A 26754-nucleotide genomic window follows, 5' to 3' on the forward strand; every position below is an offset into this window, starting at 1 on the left:
GTCCGGATTTCCCGGCCGCGCGCGAGCCCGCGCGGCCTAGGCTGGCGGACATGGTGTCGATGAGTGAACTACTCGAATCCGTGCCGACGCAGCTGTGGATCGGTGGACCCGTCGAGGCGGACGGGGGCGCCACCTTCTCGGTGCGCAATCCCGCCGACGGCGAGGTGCTGGTCCACGTCGCCGACGCCGCTCCGGGCGACGCGGTGCGCGCGCTCGACGCGGCGGTCGCCGTGCAGGAGCAGTGGGCCGCCACGCCCGCGCGCGAACGCGGCGAGATCCTGCGCACCGTCTACGAGCGCATCACCGCGCGCGCCGAGGAGTTCGCGCTGCTGATGACCCTCGAGATGGGCAAGGCGCTGCCGGAGAGCCGCAACGAGGTGCGCTACGGCGCCGAGTTCTTCCGCTGGTTCAGCGAGGAGGCGGTGCGGGTACACGGGCGCTACCTGCACGCGCCCTCGGGGACCGGGCGGATCATGGTGCACAAGCAGCCGGTCGGTCCCTGTCTGGCCATCACGCCGTGGAACTTCCCGCTCGCCATGGGGACGCGCAAGATCGGTCCCGCGCTGGCGGCGGGCTGCACCATGATCGTGAAACCGGCCTCGGAAACGCCGCTCACGATGTTGCTGCTGGCGAAGCTGTGCTCGGAGGCCGGACTGCCCGACGGCGTGCTCTCCGTGATCACCACCAAACGGTCCAGTGCCGTCACCGCGCCGCTGCTCACCGATCCGCGTCTGCGCAAGCTCACCTTCACCGGCTCCACGGAGGTCGGCCGCAAGCTCGTGGAGCAGTCCGCCCACGGTTTGCTGCGCACCTCCATGGAGCTCGGCGGCAACGCGCCGTTCGTGGTGTTCGACGACGCCGACGTGGACGCGGCCGTGCAGGGCGCGATGCTGGCCAAGCTGCGCAACGGCGGCGAGGCGTGCACCGCGGCCAACCGTTTCCACGTGCAGAACGGCGTGCGGGAGGAGTTCACCGCGAAACTGGCCGAGGCCATGGCGGATTCGGTGGTGCTCGGCCCCGGCGCCGACCCGTCCACCACCCTCGGGCCGCTCATCAACGAGGACCAGCTCACCACCGTGAGCGAACTCGTCGACGACGCCGTGGCGGCGGGCGCGCAGGTGCGCCTCGGCGGCAAGGCACCCGGCGGACCGGGCTGGTTCTACCCGGCGACCCTGCTCACCGACGTGCCGCCGCAGGCCAGGATCCTGCGCGAGGAGGTATTCGGCCCGGTCGCGCCGATCGTCGGATTCGACACCGAGGAGCAGGGGCTGGCCGCCGCCAACGACACCGAATTCGGCCTGGTCGCCTACGTTTACACGCGCGATCTGGACCGGGCGCTGCGGGTGGCCGAGGGACTGGAGACGGGCATGGTCGGCGTGAATCGCGGGGTGATCTCCGACCCGGCCGCGCCGTTCGGCGGGGTCAAGGCCTCGGGCTTCGGCCGCGAGGGCGGCATCGAGGGCATCGAGGAATACCTCTCGACCAAGTACATCGCGCTGACCTGAGCGGGGCGCGCGCGAAATGGAAGGACCGCCCCGGGGGACTTCACCCGGGGCGGCCTGTGGGAGGCGGTGGACTCTCGGCCACCGCGAGGTTCGTTCAGCCGTGCGCCGGCTGGGAACACGAGGTCAGTGGCCGAGGCGACCGCGCCCCAAGCGCAACAGCAGCATGGCGAGGGTGTGACCCTCCTGGCCGAGCTCGCTGAAGCGCTCCAGCACCTTCATCTCGCGGCTGTGCACCAGCCGCGGCCCGCCCGACGCCATCCGGGTCCGGCCGATCAACCGGGAGATCTCGGTCCGGCGCTTGATGGCGGCCAGGATCTCGGCATCGAGCCGATCGATCTCCTTGCGGAGCTTGTCGATCTCCGCTTCGGTCTGCGGCAATGCCGCGTCGGACCCGGTAGTCGTGGCAGGGGTGCTCATATTCATCTCCTCGTGTCAGAACGTGGATCGGTTGTCACGCGTCACGCGTTACCGTCCGGTTCTTTCACCGTGAAACAGACCTGGTGGGCAATCCATAGTCCCCCCAGCAGCGTGCGGTCAGCTACGGAATCCGCGATACCGATATCCGGTTGGTAACCGGAGCGATCGTGTCGCGGCAACGCTGATCATGTGGCCAGTCTGCCACGCGTGCCAACCGAAGCAAAACACGAGTTTTTGTGAATCTGCTGAGAACGGGTCGGGCGGATTCGCGGCGCCGAACCGCTTCCGGGTGTTCACTGGAAGGTAGCCGGCGGGCCGCACCTGACCGGGGGCTTCAGGTGTGTCGGTGCCCGCCGGTAGCGTGGATGGGCAATGGACATCACGGTGGCTCCCCAGACGCAATCCCTGGCCGCGCGCGCTCAGCGCCGCGCCGACGAGGCCGCGCGCCGCGCCGAGCGGGACCGCGAGCAGACCGGCGAGGCCGAGCGCCTGCTCGACGGGCTCAACCCCCAGCAGCGGGCCGCGGTGATCCACACCGGCTCGCCGCTGTTGATCGTCGCGGGCGCGGGCTCGGGCAAGACCGCCGTGCTCACCCGCCGCATCGCCTACCTGCTGGCCGCCCGCGGCGTCACGCCCGGTCAGATCCTGGCCATCACGTTCACCAACAAGGCCGCCGCCGAGATGCGCGAACGCGTCATCGGCCTGGTCGGGCCACGCGCGAACACCATGTGGGTGTCCACGTTCCATTCCAGCTGCGTGCGCATCCTGCGCATGCAGGCGGCGCTGCTGCCGGGAATGAATTCCAATTTCTCCATCTACGACGCCGACGATTCGCGCAGGCTGCTCACCATGATCAGCCGCGACTTCGACATCGACACCAAGAAATACTCGGCGCGGCTGCTGGCGACGGCCCTCTCGAATCTGAAGAACGAACTGATCGGTCCGGAACAGGCGGCCGCCGACGCGGAATCCGACGAATCCGAACTGCCCGCCCTGGTGGCCCGGGTCTACGCCGAATATCAGCGCCGGTTGCGCGCCGCGAACGCGCTCGATTTCGACGACCTGATCGGCGAGACCGTCGCGCTGCTGCAGAACCACCCGCAGGTCGCCGAGTACTACCGGCGCCGGTTCCGGCACGTGCTGGTCGACGAGTACCAGGACACCAACCACGCGCAGTACGTCCTGGTGCGCGAACTGGTCGGCCATCACACCGCCCGTCCCGACGCCGACGCCTCCGGTGCCGACGACGCCGACGCGGGCGCGGCCGCCGCCCTGGGCGAGGATGAAGACGCCCCCGCCGACGCGCCCCGCGTGCCGCCGAGCGAACTGTGCGTGGTGGGCGACGCCGACCAGTCCATCTACGCCTTCCGCGGCGCGACCATCCGCAATATCGAGGAGTTCGAGCGCGATTTCCCCGACGCGGAGACCATCCTGCTCGAACAGAACTACCGCTCCACCCAGCACATCCTCTCCGCCGCCAACGCGGTCATCTCCCGCAACGAGGGCAGGCGCGAGAAGCGGCTGTGGACCGACTCCGGCGACGGCGATCTGATCGTCGGGTACGTGGCCGACAACGAGCACGACGAGGCCTCGTTCGTGGCGCGCGAGATCGACCGGCTGGTCGACACCGGCGACGCCAACTACGGCGATGTCGCGGTGTTCTACCGGACGAACAACAACTCCCGCGCGCTGGAGGAGATCTTCATCCGCATGGGGCTGCCCTACAAGGTGGTCGGCGGCGTGCGGTTCTACGAGCGCAAGGAGGTGCGCGACATCGTCGCCTACCTGCGCGTGCTGGAGAACCCCGACGACGCGGTGAGCCTGCGCCGCATCCTCAACACCCCGCGCCGCGGTATCGGCGACCGCGCCGAGGCGTGCGTCGCGGTGCACGCCGAACAGCGCGAGATCGGGTTCGCCGCCGCGCTGCGCGACGCCGCCGACGGGAAGGTGGCGCTGCTCAACACCCGCGCGCAGCGGGCCATCGCCGGCTTCCTCGACCTGCTGGAGGAGATCAGGGCGGCGGGCGAGCGCGCCGACACCGACTTCCCCGATGTGGGCAACGTGGTGGAGGCCGTGCTCGACCGCACCGGCTACCGCGCCGAACTGGAGGGCTCCGACGACCCGCAAGACGGCGCGCGGCTCGACAACCTCAACGAATTGGTCAGCGTCGCACGGGAATTCAGCTCCGAGGCGTACAACAACGCGGTCGCCGCGCGGGAGGAGGGCATCCTGCCCGAACTCGCCGACGGCGAGCCGGAGCCCGGTTCGCTGGCCGCGTTCCTGGAGCGGGTGTCGCTGGTGGCCGACACCGACCAGATCCCGGACGAGGGGTCGGGCGTGGTCACGATGATGACGCTGCACACCGCGAAGGGCCTCGAATTCCCCGTGGTGTTCGTGACCGGCTGGGAGGACGGGCAGTTCCCGCACATGCGGGCGCTGGGCGACCCCACCGAACTGGCGGAGGAGCGGCGCCTGGCCTACGTGGGCATCACCCGGGCCAGGCAGCGGCTCTACCTGACGCGCGCGGTGGTGCGGTCCGGGTGGGGGCAGCCGGTGTCGAATCCCGAATCCCGGTTCCTGCAGGAGATTCCCGGGCACCTGATGGACTGGCGCAGGCTGGAACCCTCGTCCGCCACGCGCGGCATCCGCCGCCGCGGCGAGGACGACGGGCTGGAGCGCGACTGGACGCGCGGCGACGGCTGGGCCGAGCAGCGGCCCGGTGTGCGCGATCGCGGCCCGCGCCGCCCCGCGCCGGGCGGGGCCAAGCGCAATAACACCGATCTGGTGCTGGCAGTGGGCGACAGGGTGAGCGACGACAAGTACGGCCTGGGCCGGGTGATCTCCGCCGACGGGTTCGGCCCGCTGGCCACGGTCACCATCGACTTCGGCACGGCGGGCAAGATCCGGCTGATTCCGCAGTACAGCCGGACCTTGGTCAAGCTCTGACGCAAGGGCCGTAGGTCCCTGCCGCACACCGTGGGCAGGCGGTAGCGTCCAGCGCGTGGACAGGCTCGCTCAGCATCTCGTGTGGTTCCTCCCCATGGTGTGGCTCGGCATGGTCCTGGCCATCTCGTTCCTGGAGGCGCCGCTGAAGTTCCGCGCGCCGGGAATCACCCTGCCGCTCGGCCTCGGCATCGGCCGCCTGGTGTTCCGCGCGCTGAACACCGTCGAGGTCGTGCTCGCCGTGGTGCTCGTCGCCGCCGGCCTGATCCTCGGCCTCCCCGCTGCCACCTGGGTGTGGTTGCTGGTGGCCGTGGGCCTCCTCGCCGCCCAGATCCTGCTCGTCCGCCCGGTCCTCACCCGCCGCTCCGACCGCGTCCTGGCCGGCGAAGACCTACCCCGCTCCCACGCCCACTTCTGGTACATCGGGTTGGAAGTGGGGAAAGTGGTGGCGCTGATCGGGCTGGCGGTCGCCGCCGCGCCGTGAGGGGTGGGGCTGTCGCTGGCCGAGCCACAGTGGCGCGCTGCTGTGCATTGATGTCGCGGGCGCGGCCTGGCGCCGTCGTGCGCTGAGGTCCGCGGTGAGCCGAACTCCGCCGCGCTGGATCGCCGCGAGGAGGCCCGGGTATCTCGGCGCACTGCCCGGCCCGGAGTCCGGACCGCTGCTAGCGCGCTACGACTCGCTGCCACCGATCCCGAGGCCCGGTTCGCCTCGCTACGGTGCTCGGTCCAGCTACGTGGGTCGGTTCGGGCAAGGTCTCGATGGCCGGCCGCGATTGGGGACGGCTGCGAACTGTAGTTCTGTTCTCGCTTCGCTCGGAAGATGTTGTCGGGCGGGGTGAATGGAGTGGTTGCGTTGGGGCCGCGCGTTGGCGCGTCTCCGTGCGCCGGAGAGCGATCGGCGGCGCTGTCCGTGTCTCCGCTCGGAATCGTCCGGGGTCTGCGGCCGAGCTTGTTGTGCCGTGGCGCCGTCAGCGGTGGGGGAGTAGGTCGGTGAGGGCCGAATCCAAATCTGGGTAGCGGAATTCGAAGCCGGCTTCGCGCAGGACCGTGGAGGTGGCGTGGCGGCCGGTGAGGCCGAGGGCCGGGTCGCTGCGGAGGAGGACGGCGCCGAGGGCCAGGAGGAGTGCGGGGGTCGGGGGTGCCGGTGGGCGGTGGAGGTGGCGGCGCAGGGCGGCCATCAGGTCGCGGTTGCGGACCGGGAAATCGGTGGCGGCCACCAGGATTCCGCTCGGGAGGGTCAGCGCCGGGTCCAGGCCGAGGGCGGCGCGGACGACGGCGAGCCAGTCCTCGACGTGAATCCAGCTGAACCACTGGTCGCCGGGCCCCACGCGGCCGCCCAGCCCGGCCTTGGTGAGCTGGCACAGCCGCCGCAGCGCGGGCGCGTGCGGGTCCAGCACGATGGACGTGCGCAGGATCGTGAGGTGATCGGTGTTCGCGCCCTCGACGGCGCGCTCCCACGGCTCGGCCACACCGGTCATCTGCGGCAGCCCGGTGGGCAGCGGAGTCGTTTCGGTGCACCGGGTTTCGCCCGCGTCCGACCAGATCGCGGTGGTGCTCGCCTGGATCCACCGGTCCACCGGCGCGGGCAGCGACGCGGCGGCCGCGACCAGGGCACGTGTGGGATCCACACGGCTGCGGCGCAATTCGGCGATATTGCGCTCGGTCGGGCGGCAGTCCACCAGCTTGCCCGCCAGATTCACGATCGCGGTGGGACCCGGATTCTCCAGGGCGGCAACCCATTTCCCGACGGTGAGGCCGTCCCATTCGGCCTGGTCGAACGGCAGGCTCGGATCGCGCCGACGGGTCAGGATCACCACCCGCTGCCCACGGCAGACCAGGTCGGCGGCGAGTTGGCGGCCCAGCGCACCGCTGCCGCCCGCTATGACGGTGGTGAGCGCTCCCGCGGCGGGCGCGATGCCGGCGAGCAGCGCCAAGCGGGCGAAGCAGACGCGGGGTTCGTGTTCGAGCAGCCGCGCCACGATGGCGCGGGCGGCGGGCGCGGACGGCCCGGTGAAGCTCAGCTCCTGGGTGAGCTGGGTGCCGCCGTCGACGGGCTCGATCCGCCAGGTGAGGCGCATGCGACCGGCAGGTTCGGGCTGTTCGAGGGTGAGTTCGCGCTCGGGGGTGAGGGCGGCGATCGTGAAGGGCGGCGCGGTGCGCCCGTGCAGCGCGCCGACGAACCGCCCGCGCGGCAGATAGTCGCCTTCCGCGCCGACCGCGAGCGGGCCGCGCAGGCGCACGGAAGCGACGGCGGGATTCCATTCCGGCCATCGCGCGGGATCGCCCACCACCCGCCAGACGACTTCCGGTGGCAGCGCGAGGAATTGGGTGTACGTCGTTGTACCGGCCATATCGGCGACGCTAATGCGCGAATCCGAGCACGGGAAGCGTGCCGTTCCTCACGCGGGTGCGCGTGGTCACACCGGGGACCAGGCGCACGTGCCGGGCGCAGATCAGCACACCGGATCGAGCGTGCGGGCGATCCGACGCGGGGGCCGACCACGTTCACGTGCTGCGCGCGTGGTGGCCTCTTCTCTGGCCGAACATCGCAACGCGCAAGGCTGTCCACCGCGTCGATCAGCACCCGCACGGGTACCGACCACGATGCCGCATCGTCGGTCCGATGGTGCCACCGATGGCCACGACGTAGCGCGGAAAGGGTCCACGGCTACTGGTCGGCTGGTGCGACGTCGTAATCGTCACCAGCGCCGAAACGCCTCTCGTCGCGACGGGCGGCCGCTTGCCGCTGTGCCGACCTGACGCTGTGCGCTATGCACGTTGTTGATCACGGCCGCCTGTGCCGAACAGGGGACTCCGCGACGGGGTGGGAGCCGATGAGCTGTACACCGGACCGGTCGGCAGTCCGCGACCGCGGTGGGCGGATTCCAGGGCGCGACATTCGGCGAGGATGCGCGGCCGCCCACCCGGTGGATCGAGCCGGGCACGGCCGTCCGCACCCCGGTGCATAACCGAACACGGCGCCCGACCGGTGACCTGAGGCCGAGTGATCGCGTGGATTCAGTCGCGCATCTGGCCGAGGCTGATGCCGCGGGTGGCCAGCCACGGCACCGGGTCGACCTTGTCGACGCCGTTGAGCCAGACCTCGAAGTGCACGTGCGGGCCGGTGGAGAAGCCGCGGTTGCCCATGGTGGCGATCTGGTCGCCGGCCAGCACCCGCTCGCCCTGCGACACCGTGGCGGTGTCGATGTGGCCGTAGATGGTGACGGTGCCGTCGTCGTGCAGGATCCGCACCCACATTCCGAAGCCGGCCGCCGGGCCCGCCTCGATGACGGTGCCGTCGGCGACGGCGTAGATCGGGGTGCCGATGGGGCCCGCGACGTCGATGCCGAGGTGCTGCACACCCCAGCGCGCGCCGAAACCGGAGGTGAAGTTGCCCGCGGCGAACCTGGCGAACAGCGGGCGCAGCTTGGCGGCCTCGGCGGCGGCCAGCTCCTCGGCGTACTTGCGGCCCTTCTCCAGGATCTCGTTGAACTCACCGAGATTGGACGGGGCCGTGACGTTGAGCATCTGCGGCGAGTCGGGGGAGGCGGCGGCGGCCGGGTCGGCCAGGCTGATCGACTGCGCGGCGATCTCGTGGACCTGCCCCGCGGCCTCGTAGTCGATGGTGTGCGACGGCTCGTCGGTGGAGGCGCTGGCGGCTTGTCCGGCGGCGACCACCGCGCCCGCGGCGACGGCGACGACCGCGGCGCGGCCCTTCAGCGCGGTCGGCGGAGCGGGCACCCGGTGCGCGCCACCGCGGCGGCGCGAGGTGCGTGCGGGAATGACGGTGGGGGTCGGGCGCTCGTCGCCGGCCTCGGTCCACGCGCTGTCGGAGTCCCATTCGCGCTCGGCCTCGGGGGCCCATTCGCCCTGCGCGTCCGGGGCCCATTCGCCCTGGGACTCGGGGGCCCAGCTGCCCTGAGATTCGGGAGTCCATTCGCCCTGTGGCGCGGACCAGTCGCGGCCGGATTCGTCACGGCCGTGCTGCCAGGCGTCGTCCTCGGCGGGCGTCCACGCGTTGTCGGCGTCGGGGGACCAGCGTCCCTCGGACGCGGGGGCGGGCGTCCACACCTCGTCGGCGTCGGGGGTCCAGGAGTTCCGCGCGGTGTTCCAGGCGCCGCCGTCGGACCACGAGTCCTGGCGGTTCCATTCGGCGTCGGCCTGCCAGGCGGCGGCCGGGGCCTCGGCGTCGCGGTGCGTGCCCGCGTATCCGGCGGGCGCGGCGGTGCCGTAGCGATGGTTGGACGACGGGAACGAGCGTCTGTTCGGCTCGGCGTGGGCGAACGGCTCGTCGTCGTCGCGGTAGCGATGTCCGGAGCGCGCGCGGCCACCGGCGGCCAGGGTGGAGCGAGGATTCATCGGCGGAGCCACATCGTGAAACGGGTGGAGGCGCCGAGAGCTCGGCAGGGCGGCGATATCGGCGAGGTCACGGGCATGATTCGAGATCGGCTCACCAACTGCGGTGCGCTGTGGTGCGTCAAGGTTTGCCGTCCTCCTCAGCATTGGAACAACGGAGTCGTGACCTAGTTGTGACATCGACCGCAATGACGGTAACGAAACGATTGCAGGGTCCGCAAGCGCTGCGGCCGATCTGTCCAAACATGTGAGATTCATCACGGTAACGCCACGGAATAACTCACTGTTTTCGGGGCACGCGAGTGAGGTCTCGCGACGACGGAATGTAGTAGATCGCCCCTTCTCGGGTTCTACCTGGCACGGCGTCCGTGCCTACTCATCAGTAGCCTTGGCCAGCGGTTTTTCGGGACCTCGGTAACTGGTCGTGACCTGCGCCACTTACGATGAACGTGGCCGTTTGGCCCTCCATGTGACTGGTTAGAGTCCGACCCGACCCGCTCCGACGTCGGGCCGCCAACAAAGACGTTGTCATCACAACGCAGACGAGACGGTGAGTACATGGATCTCTTCGAATATCAGGCGAAGGAGCTCTTCGTTAAGCACGGAGTGCCTTCGTCCGAGGGTCGAGTCACGGACACGGCCGACGACGCCCGCGCCATCGCCGAGGAAATCGGCAAGCCGGTGATGATCAAGTCCCAGGTGAAGGTCGGCGGCCGCGGCAAGGCCGGTGGCGTGAAGTACGCCGCCACCCCGGAGGACGCGTTCACGCACGCGTCGAACATTCTCGGCCTGGACATCAAGGGCCACATCACCAAGAAGATCCTGGTCGCCGAGGCCAAGGACATCGCCGAGGAGTACTACATCTCCTTCCTGCTCGATCGCGCCAACCGCACCTACCTGGCCATGTGCTCGGTCGAGGGCGGCATGGAGATCGAGGAAGTGGCCGCGACCAAGCCGGACCGGCTGGCCAAGGTCCCCGTCGACGCCGTCAAAGGCGTCGACCTCGCCTTCGCCCGCTCCATCGCCGAGCAGGGCCACCTGCCCGCCGAGGTGCTCGACGCCGCGGCCGTGACCATCCAGAAGCTGTGGGAGGTCTTCGTCGCCGAGGACGCCACCCTGGTCGAGGTCAACCCGCTGGTGCGCACCCCCTCCGACGAGATCCTGGCCCTCGACGGCAAGGTCACCCTGGACGAGAACGCCGACTTCCGCCACCCGGACCACGCGGAGTTCGCCGACAAGGACGCGACCGACCCGCTGGAGCTCAAGGCCAAGGAGAACGACCTCAACTACGTCAAGCTCGACGGCGAGGTCGGCATCATCGGCAACGGCGCCGGTCTGGTCATGTCGACCCTGGACGTGGTCGCCTACGCCGGGGAGAACCACGGCGGCGTCAAGCCCGCCAACTTCCTCGACATCGGTGGCGGCGCCTCGGCCGAGGTGATGGCGGCCGGGCTCGACGTCATCCTGAACGACGCGCAGGTCAAGAGCGTCTTCGTGAACGTCTTCGGTGGCATCACCGCGTGCGACGCCGTGGCCAACGGCATCGTGAAGGCGCTGGAGATCCTCGGTTCCGAGGCCAACAAGCCGCTGGTCGTCCGCCTGGACGGCAACAAGGTCGAAGAGGGTCGCCAGATCCTCGTCGATGCCGCGCACCCGCTGGTGACGCTGGCGCAGACAATGGACGAAGGCGCCGACAAGGCCGCCGAACTGGCTGCCGCCCGCTGACGACGGCCGAGTAAGGACAAAGAGAATGTCTATCTTCCTGAACAAGGACTCCAAGGTCATCGTCCAGGGCATCACCGGCGGCGAGGGCACCAAGCACACCGCGCTGATGCTGAAGGCGGGCACCCAGATCGTCGGCGGTGTGAACGCGCGCAAGGCGGGCACCACCGTCGCGCACACCGACAAGGCGGGCAACGCCGTCGAGCTGCCGGTGTACGGCACCGTCGCCGAGGCCATCAAGGAGACCGGCGCGGACGTGTCCATCGCGTTCGTCCCGCCGAAGTTCGCCAAGGACGCCATCATCGAGGCCATCGACGCGGAGATCCCGCTGCTGGTGGTCATCACCGAGGGCATCCCGGTGCAGGACACCGCCTACGCGTGGGCCTACAACCTGGAGAAGGGCAGCAAGACCCGCATCATCGGCCCGAACTGCCCCGGCATCATCACCCCGGGCGAGTCGCTGGTGGGCATCACCCCGGCCAACATCACCGGCAAGGGCCCGATCGGCCTGGTGTCCAAGTCCGGCACGCTGACCTACCAGATGATGTACGAGCTGCGTGATTTCGGCTTCTCGACCTCCATCGGCATCGGCGGCGACCCGGTCATCGGCACCACCCACATCGACGCCATCGAGGCGTTCGAGAAGGACCCCGAGACCCAGCTCATCGTCATGATCGGCGAGATCGGCGGCGACGCCGAGGAGCGGGCCGCGGCCTACATCAAGGCCAACGTCACCAAGCCGGTGGTCGGCTACGTCGCGGGCTTCACCGCCCCCGAGGGCAAGACCATGGGCCACGCGGGCGCCATCGTCTCCGGTTCGTCGGGCACCGCCCAGGCGAAGAAGGACGCGCTCGAGGCCGCGGGCGTCAAGGTCGGCAAGACGCCGTCCGAGACCGCCGCGCTGGCCCGCGAGATCCTGGAGAAGGCGAGCGTCAGCGCCTGACCCGCACGCTGCGCACCGGTGGCCGTCTTCCGCTCGCATCGCGGAAGGCGGCCACCGGTTTTCGCGGCCCGCGCGCGACTCGTGGCCGTACGCCCAGTTCGTTGAGGGTGACCTCGGCGGGCTCGTGCAGTAGCGTCAGGAGCGATCCAGCCGAAGTACAACGACTCGACGTAGGAGACGACGACATGTCATACCCGACCGGGGGCTCCGGGTACAACACACCCGCGACGCCCTCCACACCGGCCAGCCCCGCTTCGACGGCCGGCGGTGGTACCGGCGCGAGCGCTTCCGGTTCCGATGCCAAGGGCCTGCCGTTCTTGCTGGTGGTCGGTGTCGCCGCGCTCGGCGCGATCAATTTCCTGCTCGGTTTCCTGCCGTTCGCGGTGATGGAGGCGTCGAGCGGGGGCATCACCGTCACCGGTGACAGCAATAACGGCTTCGTGGTGATCCCGCCCGCGCTGGCGCTGCTGCTGCTCGGCGGTCTGCTCGCGGGCCTGTCCGTGCTGCCCAAGCAGGAGTGGAAGGGCGCCGCCGCCGCGGCTTCGGTGGCCGGCTTCCTCACCCTGCTCTTCCAGACCTTCACGCTGCCCGAGGGTTACAAGACCGAGTTCGGCGCGTGGGTGCTGATCGTGCTCGCACTCGTGCAGGCCGCGGTCGCGGTGGTCGCGGTGCTGTTCGACGCGGGCATCATCTCCGCGCCCGCCCCGAAGCCGGCCGGCGCGCCGCAGCAGCAGGGCGGCTACCCGGGCCAGCAGGGCCAGGGCTTCGGCCAGCAGGGTTACGGCCAGGGCGGCTACGGCCAGCAGAGCCAGCCGGGTCAGTCCTTCGGTCAGCAGCCGGGCCAGTCCTTCGGGCAGCAGAGCTACGGCCAGCAGAGCCAGCCCAGCCAGCCGACCTACGGTCAGCCGGGCCAGTCCTACGGCCAGCAGAGCCAGCCGAGTCAGCCCACCTACGGCCAGCAGGCCGGCCAGTCCTACGGGCAGCAGTCCTACGGCCAGCAGCCCGCGGGTTACGGTGCGCCGCAGCAGGCTTCGCCCTACGGCGCGGCCCCGGCGCAGCAGCAGCCCGACGCCGCCACCCAGCACTTCGGCGGCGCGCAGGCCGGTCAGCAGCAGTCCTACGGCCAGCAGGGCTACGGCCAGCAGGCCCAGCCGAACCAGCCGTTCGGCGGCGAGAAGCCGGCCGACCCGGCCTCGGACGCGACGCAGGCGTTCCGCCCGTCGGAGGACAACAAGTAAGTCCATGCGGGTCCCACGCGAGCACCTACCCGGCCAGGGTGGGTGCTCGCGGCGCGCCTGCCCCTCGTCACTCGGGAAGGGTGCCACGCTGAGTTGCCATGAACCCACCCCGGAACACTCTCGTCCGCTGGACCGGGAATCGCACCGGATCGGTGCCCGCCGTGCGTAGCGAACCGCGGGCCGAGGCGGGCGAACCGGGATTCGGCGCGCTCACCCCGGAGCGCGCGCGGGTGCTGCTGCTGGTCGCGGCGCGGCCCGCGACGTTCGCGCTGACGCTGATCATCGCGCTGGTGCTGATCACCCTGCTCGCCTCGGGCAGCGGGATGGCGGGCGCGTCGGGGGCGATGGCCGCGAGCTGGCTGGCCGCGCACCAGGTTCCGCTGGTGATCGGCAAGACCACGCTGGGCCTGTTGCCGTTGCTGCCCACCGCGCTGCTGCTGTGGCTCGCGTTCCGCGAATGCGCCCACGCGGTTCGGGCGGACAGTACGCGCGCCGACATCGGCTGGGTCGTCGGCGCGGCGGTCGGCGGCCCGCTGGTGGTGACGGCGGTGTGCTCGGCCGTGGCCGAGGACGCCTCGGCGGTGGTGGCGCTGCAACCGCCGAACACCCTGGTGGCCTTCGCCTGGGTCGGCGGTCTGCATCTGCTCGCGGCCGGCGCCGGGATCGCGACCACCATGCGCGGGCGGCTGCTCGCGCTCGCGCCGGTGCCCGACTGGGCACTCGCGGGCGCGGTGGGCGCGTGGCGCACGATGCTGCGGCTGCTCGCGTGCGCGGCGGCCGTGACGGTGGTGTCGCTGCTCGCGCACTGGTCGGTGATCGGCGAGACCTACGACGGCGCGGGGAACGCGTGGGGCGTCATCGGATTGACGCTGTTGTCGCTGGCGTACCTGCCGAACGTGGTGGTGGGCTCGCTCGGCGTGCTGATGGGCGCGACGGTCGGGTTCGGTGACGCGTCGGTGGGCCTGTTCTCCGTTGTCGGGGGCCCGGTGCCCGCGCTGCCGGTGGTCGCCGCGGTGCCGACCGGGCCCGCCGCCGTCTGGTGGGCCGCGCTGCTGGTGATTCCCGCGGCGGTGGGCGTGCTCGGCGGTGTGGACGCCGCCCGCACCTCCGACGACCGCATCACCGCGCCGTGGGCGACGCTGACCTCGGCCGGGATCGCGACCGTGGTGCTGGTGCTGCTCGCCGCACTGGCCGGTGGCGAGCTGGGTGAGTTCGGCCGGGTGGGCGTGCACCTGCCGATCTTCGCGGTGGCGTGCGTCGGCTGGCTGGCCGTCGCGGGGTACGTGGGCCTGGTCTGTGCCCGGTGGTTCCTCGTCCCGGCCGGGACGGCGTATACGGGCGCGGGCGACTACGACGACGATCGCTACGCCGGAGACCGGTACGACGACGAGCACTACGGCTACGACGACTACGACGATCACTACGCGGACGACGATTACGACGACCTCCGCGCGCACGATGACCACTACGACGACGACCTCCGCGCGGACGACGAGCACTACGGCTACGACGACCACCACAACTACGACGACCGCTACGACGAGGACGACGCCCTCGACGCCGAACTGGTCGACGATGAACCCGCCGTCACCGCGTCACCACCCCGCGCGCAGGAAGCCGACATCGTCGACGCCGAGGTGGTCGAATCCGATCAGGAGCCCGACCCCGCCCCCGGCCGTCGCTGACGCCGCCGCCACCACCGGCCGGAAGTGCCCGCACCCCCACCGACTAGGCTTTGACGTCGGCGGCCTTCGTTTCCGCCACCCGCCACCCGATACGCAGGGAGTAGAGCGCTGACGTCTCCGCACGCCCAGTGGGTGCCCGCCGCGGCGCCCGCCACCGTCGTCGTCCTCGCCTCGGGCACCGGGTCGCTGTTGCGCGCTCTGCTGGAGGCGGCGAGCGCGCCCGGCTATCCCGCGAAGATCGTCGCCGTCGGCGTCGACCGCACCTGCGCGGCCATCGAGCACGCCGAGGCGGCGGGGGTCCCGCACTTCCTGGTGCGGCTGAAGGACTTCCCCGACCGCGCGGCCTGGGATGTCGCGCTCGCCGACGCGGTCGCCGCGCACGAGCCCGACCTGGTGGTCTCGGCGGGGTTCATGAAACTGCTCGGCCCGGTCTTCCTGGAGCGCTTCGGCGGCCGGATCATCAACACCCACCCCGCGCTGCTGCCGTCCTTCCCCGGCGCGCACGGCGTGCGCGACGCGCTCGCCTACGGGGTGCGAGTCACCGGCTCGACGGTGCATCTGGTGGACGCGGGCATCGACACCGGGCCGATCCTGGCGCAGGAGCCGGTCGCGGTGCTGCCCGGCGACGACGAGGCCACCCTGCACGAGCGCATCAAGGTTGTCGAGCGACGGTTGCTGGCGGAGGTCGTCGCCGCCGTCGCGACGCGAGGCATTGTCTCCGACGGACGAAAGGCAGTAATTCCAGATGAGCGGGTACGCCAGTGAGTGAGCGCAGCCAAGATCGCAAGGCGATCCGCAGGGCGCTGGTGAGCGTGTACGACAAGACCGGGCTCGTGGAGCTCGCGACCGGGCTGCACGCGGCGGGCGTCGAACTGGTGTCGACCGGTTCCACCGCGGGCCGCATCGCCGACGCGGGCATCCCGGTGACCAAGGTCGAGGATCTGACCGGTTTCCCGGAGACCCTGGACGGCCGGGTCAAGACCCTGCACCCCCGCGTGCACGCGGGCATCCTGGCCGACACCCGCAAGCAGGAGCATCTCGACCAGCTGACCGAGCTGGGCGTGGAGGCGTTCCAGCTGGTGGTCGTGAACCTGTACCCGTTCACCCAGACGGTCGCCAGTGGCGCGACCCCCGACGAGTGCGTCGAGCAGATCGATATCGGCGGCCCGTCGATGGTGCGCGCGGCCGCGAAGAACCATCCGTCGGTCGCGGTGGTCGTGGACAGCGGCGACTACGAATCGGTGCTGGCCGCGGTGACCGCGGGCGGCTTCACCCTTGCCGAGCGGACGGCGTTGGCGGCCAAGGCTTTCCAGCACACCGCGAGCTACGACGTCGCGGTGGCGAGCTGGATGACGAGTGTGCTCGCGCCCGGTGTGGCCGACGAGCCCGCCGAGACCCCGTTCCCGGCGTGGGTGGGCGGCGCCTGGGAGCGCGCCGCGGTGCTGCGCTACGGCGAGAACCCGCACCAGGCGGCGGCGCTCTACACCGCCGACGAGGGCGGCGCGGGCCTGGCGCAGGCGCGGCAACTGCACGGCAAAGAGATGTCGTACAACAACTACACCGACGCCGACGCCGCCTGGCGCGCCGCCTTCGACCACGACGCGCCCGCGGTCGCGATCATCAAGCACGCCAACCCGTGCGGTATCGCGATCGGCGCCGATATCGCCGAGGCGCACCGCAAGGCGCACGCCTGCGATCCGGTGAGCGCGTTCGGCGGCGTGATCGCGGCCAACCGCGAGGTGACCCTCGCGATGGCCGAGCAGGTCGCCGAGATCTTCACCGAGGTGATCGTCGCGCCGTCCTACGCCGACGGCGCGGTGGAGGTGTTGCAGCGCAAGAAGAACGTGCGCATCCTCGTCGCCGAGCCGCCGCGGCGGGCCGGGGTGGAGCTGCGCCCGATCAGCGGTGGCGTGCTGTTGCAGCAGCGCGACATCCTCGACGCCGAGGGTGACGATCCGGCGAACTGGACGCTGGTGGCGGGCGAGCCCGCCGATGCGGCGACGCTGGCCGATCTCGGCTTCGCGTGGCGCGCCTGCCGCGCCGTGAAGTCCAACGCCATCCTGCTGGCCACCGACGGCGCGTCGGTCGGCGTCGGCATGGGCCAGGTGAACCGGGTGGACGCGGTGCAGCTGGCCGTGCGGCGCGCGGGTGACCGGGCCAAGGGGTCGGTCGCGGCCTCCGACGCGTTCTTCCCGTTCCCGGACGGTCCGCAGCAGTTGATCCAGGCCGGTGTGCGCGCCATCGTGCAGCCGGGTGGTTCGGTGCGCGACCAGGAGACCATCGACCTGGCCAAGGAGGCCGGGGTCACGCTGTACCTCACGGGGTCGCGGCACTTCGCGCACTGAGCGAGGTTTCTGCGGCGAGGGCGGACGCGATAGGCGTTCGCCCTCGCTGTCTTTGGTCACATGTCCGAGAGAACTTCCCGATCGGCATCCGCTATATCGCGCGGTAGCAATGCATTTCGAGGATTCGCTCTGCTATCACCGATCCGGACATACGTGACGCAACGCCCATTCGGATACTTCCATAGGGCAGAATGTACGCATGCGTATCGTAGTCGCCGGATCATCGGGACATCTGGGTCAGCATCTCGTCTCCACCCTGCGGGCCGACGGTCACGAGGTGGTCCGCCTGGTACGCCGCGCGGCCGCCGCGCCCGACGAGATCACCTGGGACCCTTACGGTTCGGAGTTCGACAGTGCGATCGTCGCCGGTGCGGGCGCGGTGATCAACCTGTGCGGCGCGCCGGTCGCGGGCAAGCGGTGGACCCCCGAGTACAAGCAGGAGATCCGCGACAGCCGCATCAAGCCCACCGAGGTGCTGGCCCGCGCGGTGGCCGACGCCAAAGTGCCGGTGCTGCTGAACGCCTCGGCGGCGGGCTGGTACGGCGATACCGGTGATGCCGACGTCGACGAGTTCGCCCCGCACGGCCCCGATTTCCTCGCCACCATGTGCCGGGACGCGGAGGCCGCGACGGCCGCCGCGTCCGCCGGTGGGGTGCGCGTGGTGCTGCTGCGTACGTCCAATGTGCTGGCCTGGGATTCGATGATCGTGACGGGTCTGCGTCCGCTGTTCAAGCTCGGGCTCGGCGGCAAGTTCGGCCACGGCCGCCAGTACGTGCCGTGGATCTCGCTGCGGGACTGGCTGTCGGCCGTGCGCTGGCTGCTCACCTTCTCGGTGTCGGGCCCGGTCAACCTGGTGGCGCCGCAGGCGGTGACCAACAAGGAGTTCACCTCGGCCTTCGCCCGCGCGCTGCGCCGCCCAGCCCTGCTCACCCTGCCCGGCGGCGTGCTGAAGCTGGTCGGCGGCGAGGCGGGCGCCGAACTGCTGCACGGCCACAAGATGGTGCCGAAGGTGCTGGTGAGCAACGGTTTCGAGTTCGCCGACCCCACCCTGGAACAGGCGATGGCCTACACCGTCGGCCGCGGTTAGCCCTCGGTCGCGCTGAGTACGGCCCGGTCGCCGAGCGGCCTGTCCAGCGGGATCTCCAGCGTGGCGAACACGGCGATCATCACGCACATCTTGCCGACGGCGTCGGCGCGGGTGCCCGAGCGCAGCGCCACCGTGACCGCCTCGTCGGTCTCGGTGGTGGTCGCATCGATGCCGAAACACTCCGGCGCGCCCATCTGGAAGTTGACGGCGATCCGGTCGTCGGCCACGCGCGCCCACGTGGTGAACGGAATCGGGCGCGGATCGACGATCGTGGGGTCGGGGGTGACCGGGTCGCCGAGCGGTGCCTGCACCTCGCTCGGCGCGGCGGGCGAGGTGGACTCCGCGCTCGTCGCCGGATCCGGTTGCGCGGCATCGTCATCGGTGCCGCCGCCGCACCCCGAGGCGGCGAGGCCGAGCAACAGCGCGGTGAGAGCGGTGGCGAGACGGCGACGCGGCATCGGGTTCATAGGGACCACCCTAGCCTCGCGGGCGCACGCGTATTCTGCCCGCTCCCAAGGCCCGATGGGGCTCGCGGGTGTTTGACATTGCCCACACAGTGAACTTTCCGCGAACCGTGCGCGTAATCCTCCCCAACCCGGCGTCCGGACTGTAGATTCGCCCTCGATGCGCGCCGGTGGGACGTGGGCGAGCATCGGATTCGAATGCTGTGCAGGAAACTTCGAAAGGAACAACGTGGGCGACACGCTGCGCGTAGGCGAAGAACTCGGTCTCGGCCAGTCCCTGACCGGCGGTGCGTACACCCTGACCCTGCAGCCGGACGGCAACCTCGTGTTGTCGGAGCCGGACGGCACGGTCGTCTGGGCCACCCAGACCCACGATCAGGGTGTCGAGCGCGCCGCCCTGCAGTCGGACGGCAACTTCGTCCTCTACAAGGGCGAGGGCGCCGCCTGGTCCACCGAGACCAACGGCAAGAGCGTGGACCGCCTGGTCGTGCAGGCGGACCGCAACGTGGTGCTGTACGGCACCGACGGCAGCGCGGCGTGGTCCTCGGGGACCCACACCGACAACCCGCTGCCCGCGCCGGAGCCGGTCGCGGCCGCCCCGGTCGCCGAGGAGGTGCCCCCGCCTCCGCCGCCGGCGCCCGAGGTGCGCACCTACACCGTCGAGCCGGGTGACACCCTGTGGGCCATCGCCGAGCGCTTCTACGGCGACGGCAACCGCTACCAGGAGATCGCGAACGCCTCCGGCATCGCGAACCCCGATCTGATCAACCCCGGTCAGGTACTGACCATCCCGTAAGTCGCGTCGCGCACGCCTACGGAAATGACGTGGGACCCCGGATCTTTCGCTCGGGGTCCCACGTCCGCGTAATACAACTGGTTCGTGTCAGTAGCGCATGGCATAGGAAAGCTTGCGCCACAACGATTTCTTGCGCTGGGCGGCCTTGAACCGATCGTCGTCCTCCAGCACCGCCGTGGCCTGCGTGACGCGGCGCTTGGCCTCCGCGATGGCCTCGTCGACCGGCATCACGGTCTCCAGGTCGAACAGTTCGATGATCCGCGAAACCCGTTCGTGCACGGTGCCGCCCACCACCTCGTAGGGCAGGCCGATGTCCTTGACCACCTCCAGCAGGGTGTCGTCGGACAGCTTGCGGAACGGTTCGGACACCGGCCGGTGCCCGTCCTGCTTCATCTCGAACTCGACCGGCAGGTGCACGTAGGCGTCGTAGAGCCGCGCGGCGCGCTCCTTGACGATGTCGCCGATGATGTCGGTGTACTCCATCAGCGGTTTCCTGCGGCCGATGCCCGCCGCCTTCTTCACGGTGCGCAGCAGCAGGCCCGCGCCGGGGTTGATGCCCACCGCCATCCGGGCCGTGCCGTACACCCACTCGTGCACCACCGAACCGTCGGAAATGAAGGAGTCGTCACGGGATTCGTTGTGCACCCGCTCCTCGAAGCGGCGCAGGCCCAGCTGCAGCAGCTCGATCGAGTTCAGCTCCATCACGGTCTTGCCCGGCGCCAGGTCGATGAGCAGTTCGCGGGAGGTGAGCGCGTGGGTGCGCGGGATGCCGGTGGCGATCGACAAGGTCTCGGTCGTCGTGCTCTTGCCGACGCCGTAGGTGCCCGAGATGGCCAGTTTGAGGCTGTCGCGCCGCTGTCCGCCGACTAGGTACACGGTCGTTCTCCGATCTCAGGGTTTCTCGTCACGCAGCACTTCCCAGCCGCGTTCGCGCGCAAGGGTTTCCAGCGCGGGATCGACGGGGACGACGACCGGGTGCCCGACCGCCGCCAGCACGGGCGCATCGCTGATGTGGTCGCCGAAGGCGTGGTCGCCGGCGAAGTCGTGCCCGCCGGAACCGGCCGCGAACGCCTCCACCTCGGCGCGCTTGGCGGCGCCGATGAGGGACTTGACGACCACACCGGTGTAGACGCCGTCGCGTTCCTCCAGTTCGGTGCACAGCGTTGCCGCGCACCGTAATTCGCGCTCGATGGGGCGCAGGCAGGCGCGGAACGATCCGGACACGAGCACCGTCTCCACGCCCTCGGCGCGCAGCGCGCGCAGACGCCGCACGACGGGCTCGCGATAGAGGTCGTGCGCGCGGATGCCCTCGTGCCAGTCCTCGGCGGCCTCGGCCACCTCGCGGACCGGAACACCCGCCCAGAGCAGGTAATAGCTCTTGTTCAGGGTCTCCCGGTCCGCGCCGGAGGCGGCCAGGCCCTGCATGCGTTCGGCGTGTTCGGCCAGCACGTCCTCGCGCCCGGCCGCGGTGAAGAAGTGCCGGGCGAAGTGGTGCAGCGTGCTGACGCGCAGCAGCGTGTGGTCCACGTCGGTGAACGCGAAGCGGGGCCCGGTCGCCGCCACGTTCAGCTCACCTTCGCCGGTTCGGCGTCGTCGGTGGGCACGCCGGGCGTGGCCAGGGCGGCCTCGTCGAGATCGCCCTTGCGCATGGTGACGAAGGCGATCACGCCCGAGATCGCGGCCAGCACGCCGACCAGGACCATGGCGCTCTCCAGTCCGCTGACGAACGCGGATTCCGCGGCGGCGCGGACCTGTTCGGCCACGCCCTCGGGCACCGCGCCCGCGGCCACGCCGGGACCGCCCGCCGAGACGGCGGCGCCGACCTCACCCGCGCTGTCACCGAGCTGAGCGGCGATCTCGGAGTCGGCGAAGTTGTCCTCCACCCGGCCCTGGAAGAACGCGCCCACCGCGGCGATGCCGATGGCCAGGCCGGCCTGCTGGAACGTCTCGTTCACGCCCGAGGCCATGCCCGCCTTGTCGGGGGTGGTGACCGCGATGGAGAACGCGGCGCGCGGCGGATTGAACACGCCCATGCCGAGGCCGATGAGGATCATCGCCGGAATCAGCGCGGTCCAGGCCGAATCCACCTCGATGAACAGCACCGCGAACAGGCCCGCCGCGATGAGCAGCTGCGAGGCGCCGACCAGGATGGAGGGCGCCAGCTTGGCGACCATGCTGCCCGCGATGGCGGCGGCCACGAACAGCAGCAGCGTCAGCGGCAGGAAGCGCACGCCGGTGGCGAACGCCTCGAAGCCGAGCATGTTCTGCATGTAGGCGATGAGCAGGAACAGCGCGGGCATCACCGACAGCGCGCACAGCGCCGTCACCACGGACAGGCCGTTGAAGGTGCGGTTGCGGAACAGCGTCAGGTCGAACATGGCCCGGCCGGGACGCGAGATCTGCAACCAGGCGAACACCGCGAGCAGCACCACCGAGAGCACGAAGCTGCCGACGATCTGCGCGCTGCCCCAGCCCTCGCTGTGCCCGCCCATGAATCCGTACACCAGGAAGAACAGGGCCAGCGAGAACGTGACCATGCCCGACCAGTCCACCGGAGGCGGTGTGTCCGCGCGGGATTCGCGCATCTTCAGGAAGCCGATGACGATGGCCGCGATGGTGACCGGGACGTTGATCAGGAAGATCCAGCGCCAGCCGAGGGTTTCGGTGAGGCCGCCGCCGATCAGCGGGCCGAACGCGATGGCCAGGCCGACCACGGCGCCGAACACGCCGAACGCCACACCGCGGTCCTTGCCGCGGAATTCGTGGCCGAGCAGCGCGGGGCCGACGGCGAACAGGATCGCTCCGCCCAGGCCCTGCACCAGGCGCGCGATGATCAGCACCGTGTCGTTCGGCGCGATACCGCAGGCCAGCGAGGCCAGGACGAAGACGACCAAGCCCACGTCGAAGACCCGCTTGCGGCCGAGGCGGTCGGCCAGCGAGCCCGCGGCCAGCAGCACGGCGGCCAGGCCGAGGGCGTAGGCGTCCAGGATCCATTGGAGCGCCGAGAAACTCGAATCGAAGTCGGCGCGGATATCGGGTAGCGCGACGTTGACCACGGTCAGGTCGAGCATCAGCATGAAGGTCGCGAGCGCGACCACGACCAGCGTCCAGATCGCGCTGTCGGATCGCGTGGCGTCGGATGGCTTGTCGAGCGAGGTCGGGCCTGGTGTGCCCATGGGATTCCCCTCAGAGTCCGTATGCGGCGGCGGTTTTCAAGCGGCTCGCAGCGCTGCGGAGACCGCGTCGGGCACCGGCATCAGCTGCGGTAGCTGATACATCCCGGCCACCCGGGTGACGATTTCTTCGATCGACCCCCCGATCACTAGATACGGAACCGTCCCTTCGTGCAGGGTGTCGAGCAGCATTCGGTCGATGGTCTTGCGGAACCGGTCATCCCCGTCGATGGCCGATCCGGAGTCCATCCGCAGATGGACGAACCCGTCGTAGGTCACGTCGGCCCGCCGCTTCACGATCCCGGCATGGGCCATCAGATACCGCTTCTCGAAGATCCGGTACGGCAGATCGCGCGGATCCAGCAGCCAGTGCCGCATCCGGCGCGTGCGCCGCAGCGCCTCGGCCGCCACCCACTCCTCGAGCACCGAACCGTCGGAGACGAAGCCGGCGGTCAGCCTGGCCTCGGAATCGACGCGCTGCTCGAAGCCGCGCACCGCGGCGTCCACCGTCGGGGTCAGCCGCCGGTCGGTCGTCGGGGTGATCAGGGGGGCGGAGACCGCCGCGTAGTCCAGGCCGGTGGCCAGCGCGAGCGCGGTGCAGACGGTGGTCTTTCCCGTACGAGGCGCGCCGGTCACGGCCAGTCGTAGCGCGGGTACATCCTTCATCGGGGCGTCCTTGTATCGCGGGTGTCGCATTCGCCGTGTATCCCCTTGCGAGCGTGGGGGATACACATTCGAGAATGCGGTATCACCGGGTTCATCGAAAATCTAGTAATCAGGTGATAACTTGTCAATATGACGGCGACCAGGTTGAGTGCGGCGCAGCGTCGCGAGCTGATTCTCCAGGCGGCGGGCCGCGCGTTCTCGCGCGGTGGATACGCGGGCACCAGCACCGATGTCGTCGCGCACGAAGCCGGGGTCTCGCAGCCGTATGTGGTGCGCATGTTCGGCACCAAAGCCGATCTGTTCCAAGAGGTTTTCGATCGCGCCGCCTGCGCGTTGCTCACCGCCTTCGCCGAGGAACTCGCCGATCCCGCGGTGGCCGCGTCGCCGGAGGTCTGGGAACGGCTCGGCGCGGTGTACAACGATCTGGTGGAGGACCGCGACGTCCTCGTCGTGCTGCTCCAGGGCTTCAGCGCGGCGGCCGGGCATCCGCAGATCGCCGCCGCCGCACGGACCTTCGTGTCGTCGCTGTTCACGTTGGTGGTCGAGCGCACCGGCTGCACCCCGCAGCGAGCCAGGGAGTTCATCGCCAACGGCATGCTGCTCAACGCACTGCTGGCCATGAACGCCACCGGCCACGCCGACGGCGACCCGGCGCTGGCCGCGCTCGCCGCCTGCGCGCTGGGCCAGGACTGCGAGTTCGACGCGGGCACCGGGTCGCCGTCGCGGTGAGGCCGGTGCTCAGTCCGGCAGCTGGTGCGCCAGCAGGGTGGTGCCGGTGACGCCGCGGAACTCCTTGATCAGCAGATCGGCGCTGCGCCAGCGCTGGCCGCCGCGGTCGATCGTGGAGGCGCGGCGCACCTCCACCACACCGTCGAACGGCTCGTCGGAGGAGCGCAGGCGCGGGTCCTCGGCGAAGAATTCCAGCTTGCGCATCCACAGGGTGTTGCTGTCGCGCCTGGTCATCGAATCCAGCTGGTAGAGCAGGATCTGGGACAGCTGCGCCACGCCCACGATGGCGTCCACCGGCGACACCGCGCTCCACCACGCCGACTCGGCGCCGACATAGCCGCCCTCGACACCGCTGTGCACGTGCTGCCTGCTGACGATGCGGCCCGCGTCGGGGTCGACGATCAGGTCGGTGGCGGTGAGCGTGTGGTCCTTGACGCCGTTGAGGTAGTAGTGCGGCGCGGGCCCGAAGATGTCGCTCAGGCCCGCGACGTGATCGACGCCGGGCAGATCCAGCGAGCCCGAGCCCACGGGGTGCACGATCGTCAGGTTGCCGGTCAGGTTGCCGACGCGGAACTTGAAGCCGGTGGCCACCTCGCCGCCGTCGGCCACCGATTCGGAGACGACCTCGGCGTGCACCGGGATGTGGTCCAGATCCTCGTGCGGCGCGGCGCCCGCGCGCACCGACGCCTGCCGCACCCACATGCGCGCGGACTCGGCCGGGCCGAGATCGCGGGCGTGGGTGATCGCGGCGTCGCACAGCGAGGTGGCGAGCATGACGGTGTCGACGCTGCTGACGTGCGGCACCAGTTCACCGCCCGATTTGGTGGACCAGGAGCCGGGGTAGCTGAGCCGGGCCACCGCGGTGTGCGTGGCGCCCACGCCGGTGGAGCGGGCGATCCGCAGATCGATCAGTTCGGGGCCGACCTTTTTGTAGCCCTCACCGAAATAGCGGCCCGCCCGGGGTCCGAGGGGCTCGTCGTAACTGGAGAAAGAAACAGTCATGGCAGAACAACTTTCGAACAAATATCGATATCAGGTTTTCAAGCGACCTTGGGCAGGTCGAAAACCTGTCCGGCGTAGGAGAGACCGGCGCCGAAGGAAACCTGCAGCGCGAGTTGTCCCGGCTTCGCCCGTTCGGAGGACACCAGGTCCTCGATCGCCAGCGGCAGCGCCGCCGCCGACGTATTTCCGGTCCGGCGGATGTCGTCGGCGACGACGACGGATTCTTCCTGCCAGCCGAGTTTTCGTGCGACCGCGTCGATGATGCGCAGATTCGCCTGATGCGGAATGAACACCTCGATATCGCCGAGCGCGATTTCTCCGGCCGCGGCGATATCGGCGATGATTGCCGGCACCGCGGTGGTCGCCCAACGGAACACCTCGGTGCCCTCCATGATCAGCGTCGGCGATTTCGCCGTGCGGTCGTCGCGCAGGACGTCCCAGCTCGGCTCCTGGCGGATCAGGTGCGCCCGGTTGCCGTCGCTGCCCCACACCGTGCGGCGGATGTGCCCGGTCTCGGTGGGCCCCACGAGGGCCGCGCCGGCGCCGTCGCCGAAGATGGGGGCGACCGTACGGTCCCGCTGATCGATAGCGGTGCTGAACTTCTCGGCCCCGATGACCAGGATGTTCTCCGCCTGGCCCGCATTGATCAGGGCGGCGGCCTGGCCGATGCCGTGCGCGTAGCCCGAGCAGCCCGCCGACAGGTCGAAGGCCGCGCCGGTGCAGCCGAGTTCGGCCGCGACGAGCGCGGCGCCTGCCGGGGTATTGCTCAGATAGGTGGAGGTCGCGAGCATGACGACGTCGACGTCGCGCGCGCTGGTCCCGGTGGCCTCGAGCGTTTTCCGGGCGGCCGCCGCCGACATGGAAATTACCGTTTCATGATCCCCCGCAAATCTGCGCTCGGTAATTCCCGTGCGCGTGATGATCCATTCTTCGTCGACCCCCAGATTCGGGGCCAGTTCGGAATTGGAAACGATGCGATCGGGCCGGTAGACTCCGATCATCTGAAGACCGGCGCGTGATGCCGTCATATTCTCCCACCCCCGAGAGGTGATTCAACAATTATGTATGAATCAATGTATCACCCGTCCAGAATTGCGGAGTCAGATCACATTGCTATAACGCCTGTATAACGGCACATTGTGATCAAGGTCACGTTTCTTCATGCGCTATTGACATTGCTCGCCCACCGGGCGTCAACCGGGCGGTCGCCGAGCGGTTGCGTGGAGTTCGCCCGGATGTAGTAATCCGATGATTCCCCAGGTCTATCGATAGCCGGGCAATGGCCGGACTTTTCTGGTGTCCGAGACAGGGGGCCCCTGACCTGCGGCGGAAACGACGAAGGCGGGGGTCCGGGTACGTTATGTACCCGGACCCCCGCCTGCGCGGAAGGAGCGGTCTCGCTACCGGCTGGTGAACGGCAGCAGCGCCATCTCGCGGGCGTTCTTGACCGCGACGGCCACCTGCCGCTGCTGCTGCGGGGTGAGCCCGGTGACGCGACGGCTGCGGATCTTGCCGCGATCGGAGATGAACGTGCGCAGCAGGTTCACATCCTTGTAGTCCACCGTCTCCACGCCCGCCGCGATCAGCGGGTTCTTCTTGGGGCGGCGGGCCTGCTCGGCGCGGACCTTCTTCGACGGTGCTCGCTTGACTGCCATGATCAGGGATTCCTTCTGCGGGATCGGT

General features: G+C 69.9%; 23 protein-coding genes. 12 read left to right on the forward strand and 11 right to left on the reverse strand.

From position 1 onward, the window contains the following. The first annotated feature begins 50 nt into the window (after positions 1-50). Complete coding sequence (locus OHB21_RS12390; protein ID WP_195142364.1) at positions 51-1505, forward strand: NAD-dependent succinate-semialdehyde dehydrogenase; 1455 nt, start codon at positions 51-53, stop codon at positions 1503-1505. 123 nt (positions 1506-1628) lie between these two features. Here OHB21_RS12390 and OHB21_RS12395 read toward each other — a convergent pair whose 3' ends face one another. Further along, positions 1629-1928, reverse strand: a complete 300-nt coding sequence (locus OHB21_RS12395) for a chorismate mutase (protein ID WP_067513367.1) — start codon at positions 1926-1928, stop codon at positions 1629-1631. A gap of 366 nt (positions 1929-2294) precedes the next feature. On the opposite strand from OHB21_RS12395, the gene pcrA reads away from it, so the two are divergent. Beyond that, a complete protein-coding gene (pcrA, locus tag OHB21_RS12400; RefSeq protein WP_195142363.1) occupies positions 2295-4868 on the forward strand; it encodes a DNA helicase PcrA in 2574 nt (857 codons plus the stop codon). Between the two features lie 55 nt (positions 4869-4923). After that, complete coding sequence (locus tag OHB21_RS12405; protein ID WP_195124693.1) at positions 4924-5349, forward strand: hypothetical protein; 426 nt, start codon at positions 4924-4926, stop codon at positions 5347-5349. Positions 5350-5833: 484 nt separating this feature from the next. Here the strand turns inward: OHB21_RS12405 and OHB21_RS12410 are convergent, their stop codons facing one another. Both OHB21_RS12410 and OHB21_RS12415 read right to left on the reverse strand, forming a co-directional pair. Next, complete coding sequence (locus OHB21_RS12410) at positions 5834-7216, reverse strand: DUF1731 domain-containing protein (protein ID WP_195142362.1); 1383 nt, start codon at positions 7214-7216, stop codon at positions 5834-5836. A 667-nt stretch (positions 7217-7883) separates the two neighbouring features. Next, positions 7884-8936: a M23 family metallopeptidase gene (locus tag OHB21_RS12415; protein ID WP_324192246.1), complete on the reverse strand. Its 1053-nt coding sequence runs from the start codon at positions 8934-8936 to the stop codon at positions 7884-7886. Between the two features lie 843 nt (positions 8937-9779). Here OHB21_RS12415 and sucC point away from each other — a divergent pair. The 7 genes from sucC (at position 9780) to OHB21_RS12450 (ending at position 18241) form a co-directional block, all read left to right on the forward strand. Beyond that, the gene (gene sucC / locus OHB21_RS12420; RefSeq protein ID WP_067510708.1) at positions 9780-10946 is read left to right on the forward strand and encodes an ADP-forming succinate--CoA ligase subunit beta; all 1167 of its coding nucleotides are present in this window, start codon (positions 9780-9782) and stop codon (positions 10944-10946) included. Between the two features lie 25 nt (positions 10947-10971). After that, the gene (gene sucD, locus OHB21_RS12425) at positions 10972-11886 is read left to right on the forward strand and encodes a succinate--CoA ligase subunit alpha (protein ID WP_067510709.1); all 915 of its coding nucleotides are present in this window, start codon (positions 10972-10974) and stop codon (positions 11884-11886) included. A 185-nt stretch (positions 11887-12071) separates the two neighbouring features. Next, positions 12072-13124 (forward strand): DUF5336 domain-containing protein, encoded by a 1053-nt coding sequence (locus tag OHB21_RS12430; RefSeq protein ID WP_195124696.1) that lies wholly within the window; start codon positions 12072-12074, stop codon positions 13122-13124. Between the two features lie 98 nt (positions 13125-13222). Beyond that, a complete protein-coding gene (locus tag OHB21_RS12435; protein ID WP_195142361.1) occupies positions 13223-14809 on the forward strand; it encodes a cell division protein PerM in 1587 nt (528 codons plus the stop codon). Positions 14810-14941: 132 nt separating this feature from the next. Continuing rightward, entirely contained in the window at positions 14942-15574 is a 633-nt protein-coding gene (gene purN, locus OHB21_RS12440; RefSeq protein WP_067510712.1) for a phosphoribosylglycinamide formyltransferase, read from the forward strand. Further along, positions 15571-17154, forward strand: a complete 1584-nt coding sequence (gene purH, locus OHB21_RS12445) for a bifunctional phosphoribosylaminoimidazolecarboxamide formyltransferase/IMP cyclohydrolase (protein ID WP_067510713.1) — start codon at positions 15571-15573, stop codon at positions 17152-17154. Before purN ends, purH begins: the two co-directional genes overlap by 4 nt. Before the next feature lie 199 nt (positions 17155-17353). Continuing rightward, on the forward strand, positions 17354-18241 hold the full coding sequence (locus tag OHB21_RS12450) for a TIGR01777 family oxidoreductase (RefSeq protein ID WP_067510714.1): 888 nt from the start codon (positions 17354-17356) through the stop codon (positions 18239-18241). Here OHB21_RS12450 and OHB21_RS12455 read toward each other — a convergent pair. Beyond that, on the reverse strand, positions 18238-18708 hold the full coding sequence (locus OHB21_RS12455) for a hypothetical protein (protein ID WP_228815559.1): 471 nt from the start codon (positions 18706-18708) through the stop codon (positions 18238-18240). The two genes, OHB21_RS12450 and OHB21_RS12455, sit on opposite strands and share 4 nt — an antisense overlap. A 226-nt stretch (positions 18709-18934) precedes the next feature. Between OHB21_RS12455 and OHB21_RS12460 the strand changes: the two genes are divergently transcribed. Continuing rightward, a complete protein-coding gene (locus OHB21_RS12460) occupies positions 18935-19501 on the forward strand; it encodes a LysM peptidoglycan-binding domain-containing protein (RefSeq protein WP_067510715.1) in 567 nt (188 codons plus the stop codon). Between the two features lie 87 nt (positions 19502-19588). Here OHB21_RS12460 and OHB21_RS12465 read toward each other — a convergent pair whose 3' ends face one another. The 4 genes from OHB21_RS12465 to OHB21_RS12480 are packed head-to-tail and all read right to left on the reverse strand — an operon-like array spanning position 19589 to position 23340. Then, on the reverse strand, positions 19589-20377 hold the full coding sequence (locus tag OHB21_RS12465; RefSeq protein ID WP_195142360.1) for an AAA family ATPase: 789 nt from the start codon (positions 20375-20377) through the stop codon (positions 19589-19591). A 15-nt stretch (positions 20378-20392) separates the two neighbouring features. Beyond that, the gene (locus tag OHB21_RS12470) at positions 20393-21064 is read right to left on the reverse strand and encodes an HAD family hydrolase (protein WP_195124699.1); all 672 of its coding nucleotides are present in this window, start codon (positions 21062-21064) and stop codon (positions 20393-20395) included. A gap of 2 nt (positions 21065-21066) precedes the next feature. Further along, positions 21067-22677 (reverse strand): MFS transporter, encoded by a 1611-nt coding sequence (locus tag OHB21_RS12475; RefSeq protein ID WP_084537804.1) that lies wholly within the window; start codon positions 22675-22677, stop codon positions 21067-21069. Positions 22678-22713: 36 nt separating this feature from the next. Then, positions 22714-23340 (reverse strand): AAA family ATPase, encoded by a 627-nt coding sequence (locus tag OHB21_RS12480; protein WP_228789019.1) that lies wholly within the window; start codon positions 23338-23340, stop codon positions 22714-22716. Between the two features lie 129 nt (positions 23341-23469). Here OHB21_RS12480 and OHB21_RS12485 point away from each other — a divergent pair, with 129 nt between their 5' ends. Next, positions 23470-24069: a TetR/AcrR family transcriptional regulator gene (locus tag OHB21_RS12485; protein ID WP_067510719.1), complete on the forward strand. Its 600-nt coding sequence runs from the start codon at positions 23470-23472 to the stop codon at positions 24067-24069. Between the two features lie 9 nt (positions 24070-24078). Here the strand turns inward: OHB21_RS12485 and OHB21_RS12490 are convergent, their stop codons facing one another. From OHB21_RS12490 to rpsR, 3 genes are all read right to left on the reverse strand, one after another. Further along, entirely contained in the window at positions 24079-25071 is a 993-nt protein-coding gene (locus OHB21_RS12490) for an AvrD family protein (RefSeq protein ID WP_195124700.1), read from the reverse strand. A gap of 38 nt (positions 25072-25109) precedes the next feature. Further along, on the reverse strand, positions 25110-26099 hold the full coding sequence (locus OHB21_RS12495; protein WP_067510721.1) for a beta-ketoacyl-ACP synthase 3: 990 nt from the start codon (positions 26097-26099) through the stop codon (positions 25110-25112). A 372-nt stretch (positions 26100-26471) separates the two neighbouring features. Then, positions 26472-26726, reverse strand: a complete 255-nt coding sequence (gene rpsR, locus OHB21_RS12500) for a 30S ribosomal protein S18 (RefSeq protein ID WP_040695439.1) — start codon at positions 26724-26726, stop codon at positions 26472-26474. Positions 26727-26754 lie beyond the last annotated feature (28 nt).

It is taken from the genome of Nocardia puris (assembly GCF_036051655.1).
GTDB lineage: Bacteria > Actinomycetota > Actinomycetes > Mycobacteriales > Mycobacteriaceae > Nocardia > Nocardia puris.